Raw genomic sequence first — 16,465 nt, 5'->3', positions numbered from 1 at the left:
TCCAGCGTGTGGTGTGGCGCTACTCTAGTGATCCCCTCCGGCGCTGTCGGTTAGCAGGCTTGCAAAGCCATATAAAAACATTGAAACCTTAAGCACCATTCAGCACCGGACGCCGGCCCGACCTCACCGAATGCCCCCGCCCCCGTCACCGCCTCTTTTTTTGTGCCTCTCGCCGCCGCAACCTTAATGTGAGCTGAATCACGCTTTACTTAGCCTGCTAAATAAATATAATGCTTAGCAGGCTAAGTATATGAGGTGTCTGCCATGAAAAAGGATCTGGAGATGTTGCGCGAGTTGTCCCTCGCCGAGCAACTGGGGCGGCTGCACCGCTTGTGGCGCACCGTGGCCGACATCGAGCTGGCCCCACTTGGGCTCACCCATCCGCGCTGGACCGCGCTCTGGAAGCTGAGCCGCCTCGGCGGCCACCTCAGCCAGAAGACCCTGGCCGAGGCCCTCGAGATAGAGCTGCCCTCCCTGATGCGCACCCTGGGTCAGCTGGAAGAGCAGGCCCTGATCGAGCGCCACTGCTGCAGCCAGGACAAGCGCGCCCGCATCGTCACCCTGACCCCGGCGGGCAAGGCGCTGCTCGATCAGATCGAGGATCGCATCATGGGGATACGCCATGAGCTGCTCAGCGGCATCAGCCAGCAGGAGCTGGCGCAGTTTGAAGAGACAGTGCACCGCATTTCCGCCAATGCCCTCGGCAAGATTGGCGCCCCGCAGGAAGAGAGAGAATAAGATGACCCCGGATCAACAATTCAAACGCTGGATCAAGTGGTCCATCCTGTGCTTCATCCTGGTGTTCGGCTACTTCCTGCTGGCTGACATCAAGATGCCGCTCACCCCGCAGGCCATGGCCACCCGGGTCGTCACCAGGATGGCGCCCCAGGTCAGCGGCAAGGTGGTCGAGGTTGCGGTGGCGAACAACCAGCACGTCAAACAGGGAGATCTGCTGTTCGTGCTGGATCCCGCGCCGTTCGAACTCGCGGTCGAGCAGGCCCGGCTCGCCCTGGCCCAGGCCGAGCAGCAGAATCGCCAGCTGGATGCGACCCTGAACGCCACCGCCGCCGACTACAGCTCGCTGCAGACCCAGACCGCCCAGAAACAGCGGGAGGCCGAGCGCATCGATGCCCTCTACCGTCGCCACATGGTGTCCGAGCAGCAGAAAGATGACGCGGACAGCGCCGCCCGCACCGCCCGGGCCAACCTGCTGGCCAGCCAGGCCCGCATGGAGCAGGCCAGGGTCAATCGTGGCCTGGCCGGTGACGACAACCTGCTGCTGCGCCAGGCGCGCAACCGCCTCGCCCAGGCCGAGCTCAATCTCACCTACAGCCAGGTGCATGCGAGCCAGGATGGCATCATCACCAACCTGCAGCTCAAGCCGGGCAGCGTGGCCAGCGCGGGGGCTCCCCTGCTGGCCCTGGTCTCGGAGCAGGTGGACGTGATCGCCGATTTTCGCGAGAAGAGCCTGCGCCATGTCAGCCCCGGCAGCCAGGCCCTGATCGCCTTCGACGGCGAGCCCGGTCGCCTCTATGCCGCCCGGGTCTCCAGCCTGGATGCCGGGGTCAGCGCCGGCCAGTTCGATGCCAACGGCCTCTTGGCCAACCCCATCGAATCGGATCGCTGGGTGCGCGATGCCCAGCGCCTGCGCCTGCATCTGGCCCTCGAGCAGCTGCCCGCCCATCTGCCGGCCGGGGCTCGCGCCACCGTCCAGCTGCTGCCGGACAACGCCCTCACCGCCCTGCTGGCGCGCGGCCAGATCCGCCTGCTCAGCCTGCTGCACTACATCTACTGAGATGACGGCCATGAACCTGTGGCACAGGCCCCTCACCGCCAACGAGCTGCGCCAGTGCCTGCGCATCGCCTTTGGCTGCACCCTGGGTTTCGTGTTGTGCAAGATCTTCGGCTGGAGCAACGGGGTCTTCTTCACCGTCACCCCGGTGCTGCTGCTGGGGATGATACCGGTGATGAACGGTCACGCCGCCCGCCAGCTCATCGCGTCCGCCGCGTCGTGCGGGCTGGAGGTCGGCCTGCTCGGCGGCCTGTTCGGCGGCCATCCCGGCCTGATGACCCCCATCGTCTTCCTGCTGTTCCTCTACCGTTTCGCCGCCATGTCCCGCGGCAGCCTGTTCCTGTTCGGCGCCAACGGCGTGCTGAGCCTCAGCATCATGCTGCACTTTGCCAGCTACCCCGGGACAGACCTGAACGATCTGATCTTCAGCAACCTGTGGGCCAGCGTCCTGTCGGTGCTCATCGCCTACCTGATGACGGCCCTGATCCCGGATGTGGAGGAGCGGCCCAAACCCGCCGCCGCGCCCAAGGCCCCGCACCGGATGCGGCACGAGGCGCTGCTCGGCGCCAGCATCGCCACCCTCTCATTTCTGGTATTCCAGCTGTTCGATCTGCGCGACTCCATGTCCGCCCAGGCGACCACCCTGCTGGTGCTGTTCCCCATGCACTGGGACGGGGCGCTGAGCTATGCCCGCAAGCGCGCCATGGGCACCCTGCTCGGGGTGAGTTTCGGCATCCTCGGCCAGCTGGTGCTGTACGACTGGTCCGGTTTGCTGCTGCTGGTCGCCCCCCTGCTCTGGCTCGGCGCCATGCTGTTCAGCCATGCCCATGTGAAGGAGGCCAGCGGCTCCGGGGTCGGCTTCGGTGCCCTCACCACCCTCGGCATCCTGTTTGGCCAGTACCTGACCCCGGGCAACGATCTGGTGTTCAGCGCCCTGTACCGGGTGAGCAGCATTATGTTCGCCATCGTCGTCACCCTGCTGGCCTGCTACCTCATTCACCGCCTGCTCAACCGCTTCGAGGCGACCCGCTTCGGTTATTGACCCCTTTTCTGCAGCCAAAGGATGGCTCCCTTTCGCCCCGCTATGCCTACCGGGGCGTTTTTTTGCGTCCTGTTCGCTGGCCGGGCATAGCGGCAACGGCTTGTGATATACCCGAGGAAGAGAGACTGCGCTCCGTCTGCGAGGTGCCGGGGCGGGATGTCGAGGCCATATGTGGACTCCATTGAATGGTATTTCTGCGGTACCGGCGATATATGACGAACCTGGCCCGAACCGTGCTACTGTGGCGCCTCACTCACCGGCCGATTGCGCTCTGCACCTGATGACAGGCTTGTCATGCAAAAGAGTCGCCAGCCAGGGCAGCCCTTGCCCACCCCTCACCCTCAACCCGACGTCGCCGGACCCGCTGTATTGACCCGATGCCATAAGGCGCATCCCTCCCTGCCGCAGCCTGTTCTCACTGTTGTTATCTGCTATCCACTCTTTTTTACTGCGACAGCGGCCATCCCGACGGGAACCAGCTTCAAGCCATCCGCCTGAGGCACTTTCTGTTTGGCGCAGCCCTGCCGCCAACACAGGACACCTGCCATGATTGCCTACCTCATTCTGGTTCATCGCTATCCCGACCAGTTCAAGCGCCTGTTCAAGGCGATTTACCACGACAGCAACCACTACCTGATCCACGTGGACAAGCGCTCGGGTCCCGAGTTGCAACAGGAGATCGCCGACTTCCTTGCCGATTACCCCAACGCCGCCATGCTACCCAGCAAGAATGCACTCTGGGGCGGCTACAGCCTGGTGGATGCGGAGCTGCGCGGCATAGCGGCGCTGCTGGAGCAGAACAAGGAGTGGGAGTTCTTCATCAATCTGAGCGCCCAGGACTTCCCGCTGCGCTCCCAGCACGACATTCACGACTTCCTGCGCGATCACAAGGGCAAGGATTTTCTCAAGGTCGCGGATCAGCGCCAGCACCGACCGGACACCCTGCACCGCATCGATCACTATGTGACCGAGACCGCCCGGGAATTGGTGTGCGAGCCGGTGAAGACCCGCCCCTACCTGGAGGGGGTGACCCCCTACATTGGCAATCAGTGGATGATCCTGAGCCGGGCCTTCTGCGAGTTCGTCAGCCACAGCCCTGAGGTCGATCGTTTCAAGGATTTCTACCGCCACACCCTGATCGCCGACGAGGGCTTCTTCCAGACGGTGATCATGAACACCAGCTATCAGGGCCAGATAGTCAACGATGACAAGCGAGCCATCGACTGGATCCCCATGGGCGACATCAAGCTGCGCCCGCGCGACTACACGGTGCATGACGCAGATGCCCTGCAGCAAAGCGATCACCTGTTCGCCCGCAAGTTTGATGAGACCATCGACAGCGACATCCTGGATATTCTGGAGCGCGCCATGATGTGTCCCCTCGCCACACCGGCTATCCGCCAGCCAGTGCCGGCCTGACTATCCATCCGGACACATACCGACGCGGTCAGCACTCTTCGAGATTGCGACGCTGGCTCAAGCTGTTAGGCTCAAGTCCATATGACACCAAGGGGAGCTACAACATGAAACAGATCAACCTATTCCTGCTGAGCCTGGGTGCCCTGACCCTGCTCGGCGGCTGCGAGCGCGGTGCCGGCGGCCTGGGGGTGACCGGCGGCGATCCGGTCAGCTATCTGTGTGAACAGAACCAGAAGGTGCAGGTGCGCTACTTCTCGCTCTCGGACGAGAGCCTGAACTTCATCAAGCTGTCCCTGCCCAACGGCAAGGACTACACCCTGCCACAGGCGGTCTCCGCCTCCGGTGCCCGCTATACCGATGATCATGAGGTGGTCTGGTGGAACAAGGGGAAGGAGGGCTTCGTGGAGATGCGCGACAAGGATGGCGAGTGGCAGAGCCTCTACAACGACTGCAAGCAACAATAAAACAGACCCCGGCCAGGCCGGGGTCTGTTTTATCACCCAGAGATCAGTTGATCTCGATTTCGAAGCGGTTGACCACCTGTACCGGGTGAGCATCCGGATTGCCCTCTGCCGGGCTGTAGCGGATCCGGGACAGAGTCGCCAGCGCACTCTGCTCCAGTTCACCGGGTGGCTCTGCCGCCACCACTTCCGGCTTGGTCGGCATGCCATTGGAGTCGATCAGATAGCGCACCTCCACATAGCCCTTGACCGGCTTGGCAGGCCGCCGTACCGGTTCATCATCACCGAAGAATGAACGCTGGTTCTCCTGGATCCAGTAATGGGACAACTGCTCGAGCGGGATCACTATAGGTGCGCGATCGAGTGCCGCCTCAGGTCGGGATGAGCACCCCTGCAACAACGCCAACACCAGTCCTGACCAGACTGCGACTTTCCATTTCATGCAAGGCTCCTTGTTCTCTCTGCTGGGCTCAGAGGCCGTCATGAACCACCCCTGTCGGTCAGTCGCCCATCCTAACGAAAAAGTATCCGTTTGAACACCGCCAACCAGACCAATCCCGAACGGTTGACCCGTTATCACCCAGCTTGCTCATCCGTGAGCCTGTGGTGTCAGGCTCGCTTGTCGCTGACCACCAGCCAGAGTGCGTGCACCATGCCGGGCAGGCCGCCGAGCAGGGTCAACACTATGTTGAGAAAGAAATGCAGGCTGAAACCCACCTGGATAAAGGCACAGACCGGGGGCAGGAAGATGGCCAGCAGGATCTTGAGCAGATTGTTCATCTCATGGTTCCTCATGAAAGATGTCGCGTGATTCGGATGGGCTAACCATAAACAGCCTTGCCTGCAACTGCAAACCCGACGGGGATCCTTTCCCTCGTTTCTTCCCTGGCGTTGAGCCAGGGTTCAGCTGGCTGCGGTCAGCGTCACGCAGGGGATCCGTTCTTCCATACTCTCCCGCCAGGCGTTGAGATCGTGGATCTGCTGGTTGCTGCTGCCACGCCAGAGCAGGCCGGGATCCGCCAGCTCCCGCACGAACTTGCCGTCGACCAGCACATCCAGCAGGGCCACCAGCTCACGCTGGGCTGCCGACAGCTCGCCGAGCAGATAGCCGGTCCAGCACCAGATGTCCTTGCCCGGGCACTCGGCCCGCACCCGCTTCACCAGCGCCAGCACAGAGGGCACGTTGGCCGGATGCAGCGGATCGCCGCCGGAGAGCGACAGGCCACGGCGCTTGATGCGGCTGTCGTTGAGATCATTGATGATGCGATCGCTCATGGCCTGGTCGAACGGCGTGCCCCCATCGAGCCGCCAGGTGGCCTGGTTGTAGCAACCGGGGCACTGGTGCTCGCAGCCCGCCACGAACAGGGTGGCGCGGGTGCCGGGGCCGTTGATCACATCGACCGGGTAGTACTGGTGGTAATGCATCCTCTCTCCTCGGCCCCTGCACGGGCGCCAGATCCGCCAATAAAAATGGCTCCCTCATCAGGAGCCATCTCGTCGCTCAGCCGTTCGTCTTACATGTGCTTGACGCGGCGCTTGACCTCTTCCTGCTTGCCCGCGTTGAAGGGGCGCGCATCGGGGCTGCCGAGGTAGCCGCACACCCGGCGGGTCACCGACACCTTGGCGGGATCATGGTTGCCGCAGCGCGGGCAGGTGAAGCCCTTGGAGGTACACTCGAACTCGCCGGTGAAGCCGCAGTCGTAGCACTCGTCGATGGGGGTGTTGGTGCCGTAATAGGGCACCCTGTCATAGCTGTAGTCCCAGACGTTCTCCAGCGCTTCCAGGTTGTGCTGGATGTTGGGGTACTCGCCGTAGCAGATGAAGCCGCCGCTGGCGATGGGCGGATAGGCCGCCTCGAAGTCCAGCTTGTCGTAGGGGTTGACCTGCTTCTCCACATCGAGGTGGAAGCTGTTGGTGTAGTAACCCTTGTCGGTCACCCCGGCCACCACGCCAAACTCCTTGGCGTCGATGCGGCAGAAGCGGGTGCAGAGGTTCTCGCTCGGGGTGGAGTAGAGGCTGAATCCGTAGCCGGTCTCCTCTTTCCACTCGTCGGTCGCCGCCTTGAGCCGCGCTATGATGGCGATGGCCTTCTGGCGCAGCGCCTCGCTGTCAAACAGATGGGTGTCGGTGCCGAACAGGGCGTTGATGGTCTCGTGCACCCCTATGTAACCGAGCGAGATGGAGGCGCGGCCGTGCTTGAAGATCTCGCTGACGTTGTCGTCGGCCTTGAGCCGCACGCCGCAGGCCCCCTCCATGTAGAGGATGGGCGCGACCCGCGCCTTGACGCCGTCGAGTCGCTCGATGCGATACATCAGCGCCTGCTTGGCGACCCGCAGCGCCGCATCCAGCTTGCCCCAAAAGTCCGCTTCATCGCGAGACTTCAGGGCGATGCGCGGCAGGTTGAGGCTCACCACCCCGATGTTGTTGCGTCCCTCGTGGACCAGCTCGCCATTCTCCTCGTAGGCGCCGAGGAAGGAGCGGCAGCCCATGGGGGTCTTGAAGGAGCCGGTCACCTTGACCACCTGATCATGGTTGAGGATGTCCGGGTACATCCGCTTGGAGGCACATTCGAGCGCCAGCCGCTTGATGTCGTAGTTGGGATCCCCCGGCTTGTGGTTGAGGCCATCCTTGATGGCGAACACCAGCTTCGGGAACACCGCCGTCTTCCTGTTCTTGCCAAGGCCCGCGATGCGGTTGCCGAGGATGGCGCGCTGGATGAGGCGGGATTCCCAGCTGTCGCCGAGGCCGAAGCCGAAGGTGACGAAGGGCGTCTGGCCGTTGGCGGTGTGCAGGGTGTTGACCTCGTACTCCAGCGACTGGAAGGCGTCGTGACACTCCTTCTCGGTGCGGGCCATGGCGTAGGCGTCCACATCGGCTATCCCCCACTCCTCAGCCACCTCCCGGTGTTTCTGCCAGCTGATGGTCACATAGGGCGCCAGCACCTCGTCGATGCGGTTGATGGTGGTGCCGCCATAGATGTGACTCGCCACCTGGGCGATGATCTGGGCGGTCACGGCGGTGGCGGTGCTGATGGACTTGGGAGTGTCGATCTCCGCGTTGCCCATCTTGAAGCCGTGGGTCAGCATGCCCTGCAGATCGATCAGCATGCAGTTGAACATGGGGAAGAAGGGGGAGTAGTCGAGATCGTGGAAGTGCAGATCGCCGCGCTCATGGGCCTGCACCACCTCGCGGGGCAGCATGTGGCTGGTGGCGTAGTGCTTGGCGACGATGCCGGCCAGCAGATCCCGCTGGGTCGGTATTACCTTGGAATCCTTGTTGGCGTTCTCGTTGAGCAGGGCCGCGTTGGTCTGCTCCACCAGGCCGCGGATCTCCTGGGCCAGCCGACCACGGGCCTCGCGTGCCAGATCCCTGTCGTGGCGATACTCGATGTAGGCACGGGCGATCGCCTTGTCGTCGGAGGCCATCAGATGGTTCTCGACCCGGTTCTGGATCTCGTGAATGTCGACCTCGCCCCGCCCTTCCAGCTCCAGGCTGACGGCGCTGGCAACCCGCTCGCCCAGCGACGGATTGGCCTGGCTGACCGCGGCCGCCGCCCGGCTCACCGCCTCGGCAATCAGCTTGGCATCGAATGGTGCGCGACATCCATCACGTTTGATCACAACCGGTTTCATGCGTTTTCCCCGTTTTAAAGGCCAGGCTATCGCCTTCGGCTTACCTTGTTTGGTACCCTTCCCCGCGCCTCGTCCTGGGCGCAAATAAATGCAGCCGAGGCTTGACAAGCCAGGGCTGACGATGAGAAGAGAACAGCTTGTACACAGCTTAACAACACAACATATAGGTGTTTTTAATGAATGCATCCCTATATGTGGTGTCTATTAGGCACCAAAGCGCGGCCTCATTTCTTGATCCACATCAGGTTTTGAGAGGAGTGGGGCAGTTCACAACCAGCACCAAAGGAGCCTCATTAAAGCCATCCCAGACGGGGGGCGGGCTGGCGTCCGATCACCCCCCCTATGGGGATGGCGTAGCCATCCGACAACAATTGACGAAGGCATACCAGTGGCAAAGTGCACATACTGGGTGCTGTGTCCTGCCAACGGGAAATGAACGTGACCAAGGTGTTGCTACTGCTAGCCCTTCTCCCTCTCCCCCTCCGGGCCGCCGAGATATTGGTGATCAGCAGCTATCACCCCGCCAACCTGTGGGATCAGAGCTACAACACCAGCCTGCAGGAGCACCTCAAGGGCGCCCATCACCTCAGTCACTTCTATCTGGACAGCAAGCGCCAACCCCGCCAGGAGGTGGAGCAGAGCACCGCCAGGGCGATGAGCGCCTACCGGCAACTCAAGCCGGATCTGGTGGTGCTCGGCGACGACAATGCCATCAACGCCCTCGCCCGGCCGATCGCGGCCCAGGGCACCCCAGTGGTGTTCCTCGGCATGAACGAGAATCCCCGCCACAAGGGGCTGGTCGGTCACCCCCAGATCACCGGGGTGCTGGAACGCCCCCTGCTCAAGCGTAACATCAGCGAGATGAGCCAGCTGATGGGGGGGCTGGGCAAGGCGCTGGTGCTGTTCGATGCGAGCGAGGTGTCGCGCACCGCCATCGAGGATGAGTTCACGACCCCCAACGAGCAGCGGGTCGGCCAGACCAGGGTCAACAGCCAGCAGATCGACGACTACCGGCGCTGGCAGGAGGTGGTGCTCGCCAGCCGACAGAACGGCTATGAGGCGCTCTTCATCGGCCTCTACCACACCCTGACCGATGAACGGGGAGTCCATGTGAGCGAGAAACAGGTGCTGACATGGACCAGCCAGCATAGCCCGGTGCCGCTGTTCTCCTTCTGGGAGTTCTCGGTCGGCAAGGGCGGGGCCATCGGCGGCCTGGTGCTCAACGGCCATGCCCAGGGGGAGAAGGCCGCCGAGCTGGTCAACGCCATCCTGGCGGGTACCACCCCCGAATCCCTCTCCCCGCGCGCGGCCCTGCGCGGTGAATACGTGTTCAGCCGGGAGGAGCTGGCGCGCTGGCAACTCAGGGTGCCACCCAAGTGGCAGGAGAAGGCCCAATGGCTGGAGTGAGCCCAGTAACAACAAACCCGGCCTGATGGCCGGGTTTGTTGTTCGGTGATTCACCTCGACTCAAGGCTGGATCGCCGCCTGCAACTCCTCTTCGGTCCAGACGGTGATGCCGAGCTCCTGCGCCTTGGCGAGCTTGGAGCCTGCGGCTTCGCCGGCCACCAGCACGTCGGTCTTGGCGGAGACCGAGCCCGCCACCTTGGCCCCCAGCGCCTGCAAGGCCGCCTTGGCATCGTTGCGTGACAGGGTGGTCAGGGTGCCGGTCAGCACGAAGGTCTTGCCGGCGAAGGGTTGCTCGGCGGCGGCCTTCTTCTCGATGGCCGGCCAGTGGATGCCGGCCGCCAGCAGGGCGTCGAGTACCTCGATGTTGTGCGGCTGGCGCAGGAAGTAGTAGACATGCTTGGCCACCACCTCCCCCACGTCCGCCACCGTCAGCAGCTGCTCCACCGAGGCGGCGCGCAGGGCATCCAGGGTCAGGAAGTGGTTCGCAAGATTGAGCGCGGTCGCCTCCCCCACCTCACGAATGCCGAGCGCAAACAGGAAGCGCGGCAAGGTGGTGCTGCGCGCCGCATCGATGGCCGCCACCAGGTTGAGCGCGGATTTCGGTCCCATCCGCTCCAGCCCGGCGAGCTGGATGGCGGTCAGGCTGAACAGGTCGGCCGGGGTCTTCACCAGCCCCTTGTCCACCAGCTGCTCCACTATCTTGTCCCCCAGGCCATCCACGTCCATGGCGCGACGGGCGGCGAAGTGCTTGATCGCCTCCTTGCGCTGCGCCTCGCAGAACAGGCCGCCGGAGCAGCGGGTCACCACCTCCCCCTCCAGCCGCTCCACCGCCGAGCCACAGACAGGGCACTGGGTGGGGAACAGGATGGCGCGGGCATCCGTGGGGCGCTGGGCCGCCACCACCGCCACTATCTGCGGGATCACGTCCCCCGCCCGGCGCACGATCACGGTATCGCCGATCATGACGCCGAGCCGCTCGATCTCGTCGGCATTGTGCAGGGTGGCGTTGGAGACGGTGACGCCGCCGACAAACACGGGTTTGAGCTTGGCGACCGGGGTCACGGCGCCGGTGCGGCCGACCTGGAACTCGACGTTCTCCAGCAGGGTCATCTCCTCCTCCGCCGGGAACTTGTGCGCCGTGGCCCAGCGCGGGGCGCGCGCCACGAAGCCCAGCTCCAGCTGTAGCGGTATGCTGTCGACCTTGTAGACCACGCCGTCGATCTCGTAGGGCAGCTCGCCACGGCGGGCCAGGATGTCGTCATGGAACGCCTGACAGCCGGCGGCGCCCTCCTTGAGCTTCACCTCGGCGCTCATGGGCAGGCCCCACTCCTTGAGCTGGCACAGCCGCCCGAAGTGGGAATCCCCCAGCAGCTCACCGCCCACCCCGACCCCGTAGGCATAGAAGCTCAGGGGACGGCTGGCGGTGATGCGGGAATCGAGCTGGCGCAAGCTGCCTGCCGCGGCGTTGCGCGGGTTGACGAACACCTTCTCGCCGGCGGCCAGCGCCTTCTCGTTCATCGCCGCGAAACCGGCCTTGGGCATGAATACCTCGCCGCGCACCTCCAGCCGGGCGGGCCAGCCGGTGCCTCGCAGGGTGAGGGGGATGGCCTTGATGGTGCGCACGTTGTCGGTGATCTCCTCACCGGTGGCGCCATCCCCCCGGGTCGCAGCCTGCACCAGCTGGCCCTCCACGTAGAGCAGGCTGACCGCCAGGCCATCCAGCTTGGGCTCGCAGCAGAAGCTGAAACTCAGCTCGCGCTTGAGCCTATCCCTCATGCGCTGCTCGAAGGCCTGCAGCTCCTCGCTGCTGAACACGTTGTCCAGACTCAGCATGGGGATCTCGTGGCGCACCTGCCGGAAGGCAGACAACGGCTGGCCGCCGACCCGCACGCTGGGTGAGGCCGGGGTTTTCAACTCGGGATGCTCGGCCTCCAGCGCAATCAATTCGCGCATCAGCCGATCGTATTCGGCGTCAGGCACGGTGGGATTGTCCAGCACATAGTACTGATGACCATATTCGATCAGCAGCTCACACAGTTGACGGTGGCGGGAGAGGATTTCGCTCATGGAGAAGTCTCGGACTGTGGTTGGAATAGTAAGTTAATCGCACAAACAAAAATGCGGCACCCAGGTACCGCATTTTTGATGTCATTGACCCGCAGGCGCCTTAGTCGCGACTGGCCTCGTAGGCCGCCAGCTCGTGACGGTAACGGGCGATGTCGTCGTCGCTCAGGGGGCTGCGCGAGGCGTCGGTCAGCATGGCGTCGAGGTCGCTTGCCAACTGATCCGCCGCCTGCAGCATGTGCTCGAAGGCGAAGGCCGCGTTGCTGCGCAGGGGCAACTGCATGAACAGGGAGACACCCGGGGTGCTGAACTGCTCCATGCGGTAGGGGTTGAAGGTGCCCGGCTTGACCATGTTGATCATGGAGAACAGCACTTCACCCTTGCCACCCAGATCCTCGTGACGGTGGAAGATATCCATCTCGCCAAACTTGAAGCCCAGCGTCAGCAGGGAAGAGAGCAGCGTCGCCCCCTGCAGATCGTGACCGGGGCGGGCCATCAGGTTGATGACATAGACATCCTGCCAGATCTTCTCGACCGGCGGCAGCTCCTGCACAGGGTCGGCCATGAGGGGCTCGTCATCATAGACCGGCTCTTCGTAGGCTGGCTCAGGCGCAACATAACGGGGTTTGTGTTCGGGGGCTGGCTCGCGGGCACCGAAGGTCGGCGCAGTGGCGTAGGCCGGCTCCACCAGCGGCTCTTCGTCCAGCGGCTGCAGCATGGGCTCGCGCTGGGGACGGGAGCGGTGCACCGGGGTACGACGGATCACCTGGGCAGGCTTGCGCACCGGGGCAGCAGGGGCTTCCTCCATGGTCTCGGCGAGCGGCTCTTCATACTCGTCCTCGTCGTCTTCATAGACGGGCGCGGGGGCCACCGGGCGAGCGGCAGGCTTGCGCACGGGCGGTGGCAGCTCGTCATCCTCATCTTCGTCATCGAAGGCGGGGACGGCAGCACGGCGGCTGACTTCAGGCTGGCGCGCCTCATCGTTGTGCAGCTTGGGCTCGGCACGACGCCCGCCACTGACCACACGCACCTGGCCGATGCCATCGCTGTCGAACGTATCGTTGTCACGTTCCCGTGATTTGGAATCCATCCGGCCCAGAGGTTTCTCTTTGATCGGTGCCTGACGGTTTTTTCTGTTGCTCCACAACCCGTGAATGAGCAATGCCGCGATGGCAATACCGCCCAGGGCAACCAAGATGTAACGCAATTCCTGCATTAGCTGCTTCTCTTTCTAGTTTTGCTCAGCCAAAGCGACGGCTTCACCGATATCGACCGACACAATGCGAGAAACCCCGGGCTCTTGCATAGTGACGCCTATCAGTTGCTCAGCCATCTCCATGGAGACCTTATTATGACTGATGTAAACGAACTGTACTGTGCTCGACATCTCTTTGACAAGAGAACAGAAGCGACCGACGTTCACTTCATCGAGCGGCGCATCCACCTCATCCAGCAAACAAAAGGGTGCTGGGTTGAGTCTGAAGATGGCAAAAACCAACGCAAGGGCGGTTAGCGCCTTCTCCCCCCCGGAAAGCAGGGCAATGGTAGCATTCTTCTTGCCCGGAGGTCTTGCCATGATGCTCACTCCGGCCTCCAAAAGATCATCCGAGGTCAATTCAAGCCAGGCACTGCCCCCCCCGAACACCTTCGGAAACAGGGATTTTAAATCTTCGTTGACCTTATCGAAAGTGTCACGGAAGCGTATTTGTGTTTCTTTATCAATTCTTTTAATGGCTTGGCTCAGAGTTTCCAGCGCTTGCTCCAGATCCTGGCACTGGTTTTCGAGGTAGCTTGAGCGGGTTTTCGCCGCCTCGTACTCCTCCAGCGCCGCCAGGTTGATGGCCCCCAGCGCCTCCACCTGGGTCTCTAGGGTCTGGATCTCCTGGCGCAGCTTGCCGCGATCGGCGGCGATCAGCACCGCCTGATCGAGATCCACCAGCCGCACCCCCAGCTCCTCGAACTGCTCATGCAGCCCCTGGCGCCGAGTCAGGTTGCGCTCCCGCTCCAATCTGAGCTGGGCGAGCTTCTCCTGCAGGGTCACCAACTGCTTGTGATCGGCACTGCGCGCCTGCTCCAGCTCGGTCAGCTGCCGCTCCAGCTCCGCCAGGCGCTGATGACAGGCCAACTGTTGCGCCTCGAGGTTGCGCTGCTCGGTCAGCAGGGGCGACAGATCCTGACCTGGCGTGTCCCCCGGCGCCTTGAGTTCCGCCAGCTCCAGCCCTAGCCGTGCCAGCTCCTGCTCACGCAGGGCGATGAGCTGGCTCAGGTTTTGCTGCTCCAGCTGCCAGCGCTGACAGTGGGCCTGCTGCTGCTCCCGGCGCGCGCGCGCCTCCTCCAGCGCCCGCTCGGCCTGGCTGACCCGCTCCTGGGCAAGCAGCAGGGCCTCGGCCAAGGGCTCGCCCTGCTCCTGCAACTCCATCAGCCGCGCCTCATCCAGCTCGAGCTGCAGCAGGGCCCTCTCCAGCCGCTGCGCCTCGTCGGCCTGCTCCCTGTCCAGCCGCAGCAGCTCCTCACCGAGCAGGCCGAGCCGCTGCAACCGCGCCTGACGCTGACCCTGTTGCAGGCTCCAGGCTTCCCGCAGTTGCTGCCACTGCAGCTCCCGCTCGCGCAGGGTGCGCTGAGCCAGCTCGAAGGCAGCATGCAGCTGGGCCCGCTTCGCATCGGCCGCACCCAGCTGGGCATCCAGCTGGACCAACGCCTGCTGGCTCGCCGCCAGCTCGGTGTGTAACCGCTCACGTTCACCGAGCAGGGCCAGGGTACCGAGCGCCCCCCCCTGACCGAGATCGGCCCAGTTCGGACCGAACCAGTCCCCCGCCGGGGTCAGCAGCGACTCACCGGCCGCGAGCCCGGCCTGACGGGCCAGGGCCGCCTCCCGGCTCTCCACCAGCCAGATGGCGTTGAGGAAGGCGGGGATATGCTCCCCCGCCAGCTGAGCCGCCAGGGTGCCGGGCACCGCCGGATGGGCCGGGCCTATCCAGAGCCCACTTTGCTCCAGGTTGCACTCATCCGCCGGCTGGGCGGTGAGCCAGCGACCCAGCACCTTGTCCAGTGCCTGGGCCCATTCGGGCGCCACCTGCAGCCGATCGGCCAGGGTAGCCCCCTGCATCTGCTCCCCCAGCATCTGATTAAGAGTGGTGAGGCGGGCCTCCAGTTCGCGCACCAGGCCGCCCTGCTGGCCCCGTTGCGCCTTGAGTGCCTCGTGGCCGACCACCGCGGCCTCCCACTGTTCATCCAGCTCGGCGTGCCGCGCCCGGGCGAGCTCCAGCTCGGCCGCCAGGGCATCCAGCCTGGGCTGCAGATCGTCACTCTCCCCAAGCGGTCCGGCCTGTTCGTCTTCCAGCTTGAGCCGCGCCAGTCGGGTCTTGGCCTGCAGCTCCTGCAGGCCATTGACCTGGGCTCGGGTCTGATTGAGCCTGCCCTGTGCCTGGCCGAGCTGCTGCTGCCACTCTTGCTGGCGCAGCCGGGCCTGCTCCAGCTGCTCGCTGGCGGCCAGGCGCTGCGCCTGCTGGTCGGTGAGCAACTGCTCACACTGCTCCAGCCGCGCCGACTCCAGCTCCCCCCTGAGCGTGCCGTCGGTCAGTTGCTCCTGCTGACTCGCCAGCTGCGTCTTGATGCCATCTATCCGCTCGCCGAGGGCCTGGCGCCTGACCTGCCAATCACGGCCGAGTTCGGTCTGGTGAAGCTGCTGCTGCTCGAGGCGGGCGATGGCCTGACCCCCGAGGAAGAGCTGCTGTTGCCGGCTGGCCTGCTCGGCCTGGGCCTCCTGGCGGGCCACCGACAGGCTGACGTGACGCCCCTCGTCCTGGGTTCGCTTGGCGTCCAGCGCCGCCAGCGCCTGCTCGGCCTGGCTCAGTTCGGCCTTGGCCTCGCCGAGCCGGGTCTCCAGCGCCCACAGCTCGGAGCCGATGAGTTCGGCCCGGGCGGCGCGCGAACGGCCCTTGAGTTGCTTGTAGCGTTCGGCGGTCTCGGCCTGGGCCTTGAGGTGATCGAGGCGGGAACCCAGCTCGCCGCGAATGTCGCCGAGCCGCTCCAGGTTCTCCTGGGTGTGGCGGATGCGTTGCTCCGTCTCCCGGCGCCGCTCCTTGTAGCGGGAGACCCCCGCCGCCTCCTCCATGAACAGCTTGAGATCCGCCGGACGCGACTCCACCAGCCGGCTGACGGTGCCCTGCTCTATGATGGCGTAACTGCGGGGGCCGAGGCCGGTGCCGAGGAAGAGATCCGTCACATCCTTGCGGCGACACTTCTGGCCATTGATCTGGTAGTGATTGGTGCCGTCACGCAGCACCTCCCGGCGCACCGAGATCTCGCTGAAGCGGCCGAATTCGCCGGGCACCCGATTGTGGGGGTTGTCGAACACCAGCTCCACCGAGGCGCGGCCATGGGGGCTGCGGTTGAGGGAGCCGTTGAAGATGACGTCCGTCATGTTCTCGCCGCGCAGATGGCGGGCCGAGCTCTCCCCCAGCACCCAGCGCACCGCGTCGATCACGTTGGATTTGCCGCAGCCGTTGGGCCCGACCACGGCCGTCATGTCGGCCGACAGTTCGATGCGGGTCGGCTCGACAAACGACTTGAAACCGGCGAGTTTGATCAATTTCAGACGCATGAGGGCCTATCTGGGTAACGAAATAACGAAAAGGCGGGCTGTTCC

13 protein-coding genes are annotated in these 16,465 nt (G+C 64.1%); 6 read left to right on the top strand and 7 right to left on the bottom strand.

Annotation, left to right across the window (positions count from 1 at the left end; translation table 11 throughout):
• Positions 1-264: 264 nt before the first annotated feature.
• From slyA to AACW18_RS10065, 5 genes are all read left to right on the top strand, one after another.
• Positions 265-738 (top strand): transcriptional regulator SlyA, encoded by a 474-nt coding sequence (gene slyA, locus AACW18_RS10085; protein ID WP_218388553.1) that lies wholly within the window; start codon positions 265-267, stop codon positions 736-738.
• A 1-nt stretch (position 739) separates the two neighbouring features.
• Positions 740-1,795: an HlyD family secretion protein gene (locus AACW18_RS10080; RefSeq protein ID WP_042654013.1), complete on the top strand. Its 1,056-nt coding sequence runs from the start codon at positions 740-742 to the stop codon at positions 1,793-1,795.
• A gap of 10 nt (positions 1,796-1,805) precedes the next feature.
• On the top strand, positions 1,806-2,834 hold the full coding sequence (locus AACW18_RS10075) for a DUF2955 domain-containing protein (protein ID WP_218388552.1): 1,029 nt from the start codon (positions 1,806-1,808) through the stop codon (positions 2,832-2,834).
• Between the two features lie 546 nt (positions 2,835-3,380).
• A complete protein-coding gene (locus AACW18_RS10070; protein WP_218289888.1) occupies positions 3,381-4,253 on the top strand; it encodes a beta-1,6-N-acetylglucosaminyltransferase in 873 nt (290 codons plus the stop codon).
• A 104-nt stretch (positions 4,254-4,357) separates the two neighbouring features.
• Positions 4,358-4,717, top strand: coding sequence for an MliC family protein (locus AACW18_RS10065; RefSeq protein WP_042654015.1), 360 nt, complete (start codon positions 4,358-4,360; stop codon positions 4,715-4,717).
• 43 nt (positions 4,718-4,760) lie between these two features.
• Here AACW18_RS10065 and AACW18_RS10060 read toward each other — a convergent pair whose 3' ends face one another.
• The 4 genes from AACW18_RS10060 to nrdD form a co-directional block, all read right to left on the bottom strand.
• Positions 4,761-5,156, bottom strand: a complete 396-nt coding sequence (locus AACW18_RS10060) for a TonB family protein (protein WP_218388551.1) — start codon at positions 5,154-5,156, stop codon at positions 4,761-4,763.
• 167 nt (positions 5,157-5,323) lie between these two features.
• Complete coding sequence (locus AACW18_RS10055; RefSeq protein ID WP_042654017.1) at positions 5,324-5,494, bottom strand: YqaE/Pmp3 family membrane protein; 171 nt, start codon at positions 5,492-5,494, stop codon at positions 5,324-5,326.
• Positions 5,495-5,617: 123 nt separating this feature from the next.
• A complete protein-coding gene (nrdG, locus tag AACW18_RS10050; RefSeq protein ID WP_218388550.1) occupies positions 5,618-6,139 on the bottom strand; it encodes an anaerobic ribonucleoside-triphosphate reductase-activating protein in 522 nt (173 codons plus the stop codon).
• 89 nt (positions 6,140-6,228) lie between these two features.
• The gene (gene nrdD, locus AACW18_RS10045) at positions 6,229-8,346 is read right to left on the bottom strand and encodes an anaerobic ribonucleoside-triphosphate reductase (protein ID WP_218388549.1); all 2,118 of its coding nucleotides are present in this window, start codon (positions 8,344-8,346) and stop codon (positions 6,229-6,231) included.
• Between the two features lie 432 nt (positions 8,347-8,778).
• Between nrdD and AACW18_RS10040 the strand changes: the two genes are divergently transcribed.
• Positions 8,779-9,753, top strand: a complete 975-nt coding sequence (locus tag AACW18_RS10040) for an ABC transporter substrate-binding protein (RefSeq protein ID WP_042654020.1) — start codon at positions 8,779-8,781, stop codon at positions 9,751-9,753.
• A 60-nt stretch (positions 9,754-9,813) separates the two neighbouring features.
• Here AACW18_RS10040 and ligA read toward each other — a convergent pair whose 3' ends face one another.
• The 3 genes from ligA to AACW18_RS10025 form a co-directional block, all read right to left on the bottom strand.
• Complete coding sequence (gene ligA / locus AACW18_RS10035; RefSeq protein WP_218388548.1) at positions 9,814-11,820, bottom strand: NAD-dependent DNA ligase LigA; 2,007 nt, start codon at positions 11,818-11,820, stop codon at positions 9,814-9,816.
• A 100-nt stretch (positions 11,821-11,920) separates the two neighbouring features.
• A complete protein-coding gene (gene zipA / locus AACW18_RS10030) occupies positions 11,921-13,033 on the bottom strand; it encodes a cell division protein ZipA (RefSeq protein ID WP_218388547.1) in 1,113 nt (370 codons plus the stop codon).
• A 15-nt stretch (positions 13,034-13,048) separates the two neighbouring features.
• Positions 13,049-16,420, bottom strand: a complete 3,372-nt coding sequence (locus AACW18_RS10025; protein ID WP_218388546.1) for an AAA family ATPase — start codon at positions 16,418-16,420, stop codon at positions 13,049-13,051.
• Positions 16,421-16,465 lie beyond the last annotated feature (45 nt).

Origin of the sequence: Aeromonas sp. sia0103 (assembly GCF_963895295.1) — a bacterium.
In the GTDB taxonomy this organism is placed as follows: domain Bacteria; phylum Pseudomonadota; class Gammaproteobacteria; order Enterobacterales; family Aeromonadaceae; genus Aeromonas; species Aeromonas encheleia.
This window is presented reverse-complemented; position numbering and strand designations above follow the sequence as displayed.

Bases quoted from the DNA above. Each gene is read 5' to 3' on its own strand.
- AACW18_RS10025 (WP_218388546.1), bottom strand. From the start codon at position 16,420: ATGCGTCTGAAATTGATCAAACTCGCCGGTTTCAAGTCGTTTGTCGAG.
- AACW18_RS10070 (WP_218289888.1), top strand. From the start codon at position 3,381: ATGATTGCCTACCTCATTCTGGTTCATCGCTATCCCGACCAGTTCAAG.
- AACW18_RS10055 (WP_042654017.1), bottom strand. From the start codon at position 5,494: ATGAACAATCTGCTCAAGATCCTGCTGGCCATCTTCCTGCCCCCGGTC.
- AACW18_RS10060 (WP_218388551.1), bottom strand. From the start codon at position 5,156: ATGAAATGGAAAGTCGCAGTCTGGTCAGGACTGGTGTTGGCGTTGTTG.
- ligA (WP_218388548.1), bottom strand. From the start codon at position 11,820: ATGAGCGAAATCCTCTCCCGCCACCGTCAACTGTGTGAGCTGCTGATC.
- AACW18_RS10080 (WP_042654013.1), top strand. From the start codon at position 740: ATGACCCCGGATCAACAATTCAAACGCTGGATCAAGTGGTCCATCCTG.
- AACW18_RS10065 (WP_042654015.1), top strand. From the start codon at position 4,358: ATGAAACAGATCAACCTATTCCTGCTGAGCCTGGGTGCCCTGACCCTG.
- slyA (WP_218388553.1), top strand. From the start codon at position 265: ATGAAAAAGGATCTGGAGATGTTGCGCGAGTTGTCCCTCGCCGAGCAA.
- AACW18_RS10075 (WP_218388552.1), top strand. From the start codon at position 1,806: ATGAACCTGTGGCACAGGCCCCTCACCGCCAACGAGCTGCGCCAGTGC.
- nrdG (WP_218388550.1), bottom strand. From the start codon at position 6,139: ATGCATTACCACCAGTACTACCCGGTCGATGTGATCAACGGCCCCGGC.
- nrdD (WP_218388549.1), bottom strand. From the start codon at position 8,346: ATGAAACCGGTTGTGATCAAACGTGATGGATGTCGCGCACCATTCGAT.
- AACW18_RS10040 (WP_042654020.1), top strand. From the start codon at position 8,779: ATGAACGTGACCAAGGTGTTGCTACTGCTAGCCCTTCTCCCTCTCCCC.
- zipA (WP_218388547.1), bottom strand. From the start codon at position 13,033: ATGCAGGAATTGCGTTACATCTTGGTTGCCCTGGGCGGTATTGCCATC.